Genomic DNA, 6,482 nt, shown 5'->3' on the forward strand with positions numbered 1-6,482 from the left:
ATCAACAAATAAGACACCAGGCCCACGGCTTCCCAGCCAAAGAACAACTGCAGCATGTTGTTGCTCATGACCAGCATCAACATCGAGAAAGTGAACAGGGAAATATAGGCAAAGAAGCGGTTGTAACCTTCGTCTTCCTCCATGTAACCCACGGTGTAGATGTGCACCATCAGTGACACAAAGGTCACCACACACATCATCATGGCAGACAGGCCGTCGATCAGAAAACCGATCTCCATTTTGAGGTCGCCCACCACCATCCAGGTGTAGATGGTCTCGTTGAAACGGGCGCCATCGACCACCACACTTTGCAGCGTCATGACTGACAACACAAAGGACAGCAGCACGCCGAGAATGGTGATCGAGTGGGTCAGGCGGCGTCCGATCACATTGCCACCGAACTTGGTACCCAGAACACCGGCGGCAAGGGCACCCACCAGCGGGGCCAGGGCAACAACCAGCAGAGTTGAGGAGGAAAGGGTTTGACTCATTTTTGTTAACCCTTCAGCGAATCGAGTTCGTCCACATTGATATTGGATTTAAGACGGAACAACAGTACCAGGATGGCCAGACCAATGGCCGCTTCGGCCGCTGCCACGGTCAGGATGAAAAAGACAAAGATCTGTCCGTTCAGGTCGCCCAGGTAATGCGAAAACGCGACGAAGTTGGTATTCACCGCCAGCAGCATGAGTTCGATGGACATCAGCAGCACGATCAGGTTCTTTCGATTTAGAAAAATCCCGATCACAGCCAGCGCAAACAATATCGCTCCCAGCGACAAAAAGTGACCCAAGGTGAGCGTCATGCTTTTTTCTCCTCTAGCGTGGCCTGCGCGGCAGGCGCCGGTGGCGCAGCTTGGGTGGGGGCCTGCTTGACAACCACCAGGCGGTCAGCCCACTTCACACGAACCTGATCTGCGGGATCAATCGCCTTGACGTCCTTGCGATGCCGCAAGGTCAACGCAACGGCCGCGATCATGCCCACCAGCAAAATAGCGGCGGCCACCTCGAGCGGGTACAAATAATGGGTGTACATCAGCATACCCAGCGCCTTGGTGTTGGAGGCATCAACAGGGGTCTGACCCAGGCCTTTCATCGCAGCCGGTGCGTCGCTAAGCGGGAAGCCAGCCAATAACACCGCCGACATTTCGACAATGATGACCACACCGACCAAAGCAGCCAGCGGAAAATTCTTCCAGAAGCCCTCACGCACCCCATCCAGGTTGATGTCGAGCATCATCACCACAAACAGGAACAGCACCATCACGGCACCCACATACACCAGCACCAGCGTGATTGCCAGAAATTCGGCTTCAAGCAACATCCAGATCATGGACGCCTGAAAAAATGCCAGAACCAGAAACAACACCGCATGCACAGGGTTGCGCGTGGTAATCACACGAAACGCTGCCAGCAACAGCACGGCCGCAAAAACATAAAACAGACCCGTCTTGACATCCATGGTTAATTTATCTTTCTAAGTGGTCAGCGGTATTTGGCGTCTGCAGCCCTGTTGGCCGCAATTTCGCTCTCAAAACGATCGCCGACAGCCAACAGCATTTCCTTGGTGAAATAAAGGTCACCCCGCTTTTCGCCGTGGTATTCGAGAATATGGGTTTCAACGATCGAATCGACTGGACAGCTTTCTTCGCAGAAGCCGCAAAAAATGCACTTGGTCAGGTCAATGTCGTAGCGACTGGTGCGCCGAGAGCCATCGTCGCGCACCTCGGACTCGATGGTGATTGCCATCGCCGGGCAAACTGCTTCGCACAGTTTGCAGGCGATGCAACGCTCTTCACCGTTTTCGTAGCGCCGCAAAGCATGCAGGCCGCGGAAACGCGGTGACAACGGCGTTTTTTCTTCCGGGTATTCAAGCGTGATCTTGCTGCGAAAAGCATACTTGCCCGTCAGTCGCATGCCCTTGAGCAACTCGACAAGCATGAAGCTCGACAAGAAGTCCTTCAAGGAGAAGGCTTGCCCGGCAGGGGATTTAGCGGTATTTAAAGTTGGGGTAGACATAAACAGCTCGAATTACTTCCAAATGTTCCAGGGGGTCTGCATCCACACCCCAACCACCACCAGCCACACCAGGGTCACTGGAATAAAGATTTTCCAGCCCAAGCGCATGATCTGGTCATAGCGGAAACGGGGGAAAGTCACACGCACCCAGATGAACAGGGTCATCATGAAAAACGTTTTCAGACCGAGCCAGATCCAGCCCGGGATCCAGTTGAAGAACGCACTGTCGATCGGCGACATCCAGCCACCGAAAAACAACGTGACAGACATGATCGAGAGAATCCAGATACTGGCGTATTCGGCCATCTGGAACATGGCCCAGGACATGCCCGAGTATTCGACCATATGGCCCGCCACGATCTCCGACTCACCCTCAATCACATCGAACGGTGTCCGGTTGGTTTCAGCCAGGCCGGAGATGAAGAAAACAACCACAATCGGCAGCAGCGGCAACCAGTTCCAGGACAGGAAGGTCAGGCCCATATCAGCGAAATATCCCTGGCCCTGCCCCATCACAATATCCGACATGTTCAGGCTTGATGACACCATCAGGACAATCAAAAGGCAAAAACCCATGGCAATCTCGTAACTCACCATTTGCGCCGAGGCGCGCAGCGCACCCAAAAATGCATATTTGGAGTTGGAAGCCCAACCGGAAATAATCACACCATAGACCTCCATTGAGGCGATTGCCATGAAGAACAACAGGCCCGCATTCAGGTTGGCCACGGCGATTTCCGGACCAAAAGGGATGACGGCCCATGCTGTCAAGGCCGGTGCGACGGTCATGACGGGGCCAAGGTAAAACAGGAACTTGTCAGAATTGGCCGGGCGGACGATCTCTTTCGTCATCAGCTTCAAGGCGTCGGCAATGGGTTGCAGCAGCCCCCAGGGTCCGACGCGATTCGGCCCGAGTCGAATCTGAACCCAGCCCAGCAACTTGCGTTCCCATAGCGTGGCGTAAGTCACAGCACCCATCACGATCATCAAAACCACGGTGACCTTGATCAGGGCCCAGATGATGGGCCAGGCAGTGGCGGTCCACCAGGGCGCCGCCAGCAGTCCCTGGCCAAAAGAAAAGACAAAATCGCTCATGCTGCCACCTCCTGGGTCCCAGTGAGCCGGGCATCGGCCGTGAGCTGGAGCGCGGGAGCGCGGCGCACGATGCCATCAAGTTGATAAATACCGGCAACTACTGGTGCGCCTGCATGACCACCCGGATTGATCGTCGCAGTGGTGCGATTTCCGAGCCGATCCGGTGCCACCAGGAGGGTCTCGCCAGACACGAGACAGGCTATATCTTGCCGAACTTCTTCGGATGAGGTGAAGTCGAAGCCTGGCACATTCAGCATGTTGGCCAGAACGCGCAGCACTTTCCAGGCTGGACGTGTTTCCCCCAGCGGTTGAACCACCGCGTGGAAGCTCTGGGCGCGTCCTTCGGCGTTGACGAAAGTGCCCGAGGTTTCTGTGAAAGGCGCCACCGGCAACATCACATCACAAAACGCCATGTTGGCCTTGAACGGATTCAGGGAAACCACCATCTGCGCCTTGCCCAGTGCCTGAACCGCTTGGGCCCCGGCTGCCGAATCGAACTCAGGTTCGGTCGCCAACAAGACAACGGCCTTGAGCGCGCCACCAAGCATTTGGCCGGCATGCAAGCCACCCGGCGCGGGCTGTGCCCCCACCAGTTGGGCACCGACCGTGTTGGCCGCTTCGGTCAAATAACCAAAACTGGCACCTGTTTGATCGGCCAGCCACTGGACCAGCGCCAGCAAGCTGGACGCCTGTGCATGGTGTGCCGCAGCGTTGCCCAGCAAAATTGCCTTGTGTTCACCAGCCATCAAAGCCTGCGCAATGGCAACAGCAGTGTCATCTGCCACCGCTTGGACGGGCGCCTGGACGCCCTTCTCTGCGGCGACGGCGGCTGCCACGGACGCCAGGGCTTGCACCCACTGCGCTGCTGGCACTTCGATCTGATGTGCGACGGGCATGGCCCAATCATCGTGGCCGGAGGCGATGGAACTGACGATACAGCCCTTGCGCGCCGACTGCCGGATGCGCTGGGCAAACAAGGGATGCTCCTTGCGCAAATGAGAGCCGACAACCAGCACACTTTGCAAATTTGACAAGGAAGCAATGGCAGTTCCCAGATAACGTGCACCTTCTGGCGCAGGAAACTCGGCATTGCGCAAGCGGTGGTCGATGTTGGTGCTGCCAAGCCCTTGCATGAGCTTGACCGAAAGGTGCAATTCTTCGAGCGTGGCATGCGGACTCACCAGAGCACCGAGGCTGGAGGCACCGTGCTCGGCGCTGATCTGCCTGAGGCCATTGGCCACATACTCCAGTGCGGTCGGCCAGTCTGCCGACTTCCATTGACCACCTTGCTTGATCATGGGGGTGGTCAGGCGCTCGTCGCCATTCAGGGCTTCGTAGGAGAAGCGGTCACGGTCTGCAATCCAGCATTCATTGACGGCCTCGTTCTCAAATGGAACGACGCGCATGACGCGGTTGCTTTTCACCTGGACAATCAGGTTTGCGCCAGTCGAATCATGCGGGCTGATGGATTTGCGGCGCGACAGTTCCCAGGTGCGGGCACTGTAGCGGAAAGGCTTGCTGGTCAGGGCGCCGACCGGACAGATGTCGATCATGTTGCCCGACAGCTCGGAATCGATGGTTTCACCCAGGAAAGTCTCTATCGTTGAATGCTCACCGCGTTGGGACATGCCCAACTCCATCACGCCAGCAATCTCCTGGCCGAAACGCACGCAACGGGTGCAATGGATACAGCGCGTCATCTCCTGCATGGAAATCAGCGGACCAACGTCCTTGACCGCAACAATGCGCTTTTCTTCCTCGTAACGCGAGGCAGAGGCACCATAACCGACGGCAATATCCTGCAACTGGCATTCACCGCCCTGGTCACAGATCGGGCAGTCAAGCGGATGGTTGATCAGCAGGAACTCCATCACCGACTGCTGCGCCTTGATGGCTTTGTCGTTCTTGGTGTGCACGATCATGCCCTGCGTCACGGGCGTGGCGCAGGCCGGCATGGGCTTGGGCATTTTTTCAATGTCCACCAGACACATCCGGCAATTGGCCGAGATGCTGAGTTTCTTGTGGTAGCAGAAATGGGGGATAAAGGTACCCGCTTTCTCAGCCGCATGCATGACCGTGCTGCCTTCTGCGATTTCTACCTTTCGGCCGTCGAGTTGAATTTCAATCATCGTGGGACTCGCTCAAACGTAAGCAGGAACCATGCAGGTCTTGTGGGCCACATGGTATTCAAATTCAGGCATGAAATGCTTGAGCATGGCGCGCACCGGCATCGCGGCGGCATCACCCAGCGCGCAAATGGTGCGCCCCTGGATGTTTTCAGCCACCGAGTTCAGCAGCTCAAGATCAGACATCCGGCCCTGACCCGTTTCGATGCGATCAACCACGCGCGACAGCCAACCCGTGCCTTCACGGCAAGGCGTGCACTGACCACAGGACTCGTGCATGTAAAAGTAACTCAGGCGCTGCAGACTTTTGACCATGCAGCGCGAATCGTCCAGCACGATCACGGCACCGGAACCCAGCATCGAGCCGGCCTTGGCAATGGAGTCATAGTCCATGGTGCAGTCCATCATGACCGCGCCTGGCAACACCGGGGACGACGAGCCCCCGGGAATCACCGCCTTGAGTTGTCGCCCCTTGCGGACCCCCCCGGCCAACGCCAGAAGCTCGGCAAAGGGCGTTCCCATCGGGACTTCAAAATTACCCGGCAATTCAACATCGCCACTGACCGAATAAATCTTGGTGCCGCCGTTGTTGGGCTTGCCGCATTCAACGTAGGCCTGGCCACCGTTACGGATGATCCAGGGCACCGCCGCAAAGGTTTCGGTGTTGTTGATGGTGGTTGGTTTGCCATAGAGACCAAAACTGGCCGGGAACGGCGGCTTGAAGCGGGGTTGGCCCTTCTTGCCTTCAAGCGACTCGAGCAAGCCGGTTTCTTCGCCGCAGATGTAGGCACCAAAACCATGGGCTGCATGCAACTGAAAAGTGAAGTTGCTGCCCAGGATGTTGTCGCCCAGCAAACCGGCAGCGCGAGCCTCTTCCAAGGCTTCTTCAAAACGCTGGTAGGTCTGGAAAATCTCGCCGTGAATGTAGTTGTAACCCACCGAGATTCCCATCGCATAGGCGGCGATGATCATGCCTTCGATCACGATATGCGGGTTGAACTGCATGATCTCGCGATCTTTGCAGGTGCCAGGCTCACCTTCATCCGAGTTGCAAACCAGGTATTTCTGGCCAGGAAACTGGCGCGGCATAAAGCTCCATTTAAGGCCGGTCGGAAAACCCGCACCACCCCGCCCGCGCAACGCGGATTCTTTGACCGTGGCGATCACCTGGTCTTGTGTCAACCCGGCACCACCATCCAGACCCAGCACTTTGCGCAAGGCCTGGTAGCCACCGCGCGCTTGG

6 protein-coding genes and 1 pseudogene are annotated in these 6,482 nt (G+C 56.9%); all 7 read right to left on the reverse strand.

The genetic code is table 11. From position 1 onward, the window contains the following. Positions 1-491: pseudogene (locus tag GPS82_RS12855) on the reverse strand (NADH-quinone oxidoreductase subunit L); the annotation flags it as partial. A gap of 5 nt (positions 492-496) precedes the next feature. Continuing rightward, positions 497-805: an NADH-quinone oxidoreductase subunit NuoK gene (gene nuoK / locus GPS82_RS12860; protein ID WP_296495350.1), complete on the reverse strand. Its 309-nt coding sequence runs from the start codon at positions 803-805 to the stop codon at positions 497-499. After that, positions 802-1,461 carry an NADH-quinone oxidoreductase subunit J gene (locus GPS82_RS12865; RefSeq protein WP_296495352.1) on the reverse strand — a complete coding sequence of 220 codons (660 nt, stop codon included), beginning with the start codon at positions 1,459-1,461 and terminating at the stop codon, positions 802-804. The genes nuoK and GPS82_RS12865 overlap by 4 nt, the downstream gene beginning before the upstream one ends. 23 nt (positions 1,462-1,484) lie before the next feature. Continuing rightward, on the reverse strand, positions 1,485-2,018 hold the full coding sequence (nuoI, locus tag GPS82_RS12870; RefSeq protein WP_296495354.1) for an NADH-quinone oxidoreductase subunit NuoI: 534 nt from the start codon (positions 2,016-2,018) through the stop codon (positions 1,485-1,487). A gap of 12 nt (positions 2,019-2,030) precedes the next feature. Further along, the gene (gene nuoH, locus GPS82_RS12875; protein ID WP_296495355.1) at positions 2,031-3,113 is read right to left on the reverse strand and encodes an NADH-quinone oxidoreductase subunit NuoH; all 1,083 of its coding nucleotides are present in this window, start codon (positions 3,111-3,113) and stop codon (positions 2,031-2,033) included. Further along, positions 3,110-5,242: an NADH-quinone oxidoreductase subunit NuoG gene (gene nuoG, locus GPS82_RS12880; protein ID WP_296495357.1), complete on the reverse strand. Its 2,133-nt coding sequence runs from the start codon at positions 5,240-5,242 to the stop codon at positions 3,110-3,112. Before nuoG ends, nuoH begins: the two co-directional genes overlap by 4 nt. Positions 5,243-5,254: 12 nt before the next feature. Beyond that, positions 5,255-6,482 (reverse strand): NADH-quinone oxidoreductase subunit NuoF (gene nuoF, locus GPS82_RS12885; RefSeq protein ID WP_296495360.1); only part of this gene is annotated, 1,228 nt, incomplete at its 5' end.

Origin of the sequence: Rhodoferax sp. (genome assembly GCF_011391645.1) — a bacterium.
Classification (GTDB): domain Bacteria; phylum Pseudomonadota; class Gammaproteobacteria; order Burkholderiales; family Burkholderiaceae_C; genus Rhodoferax.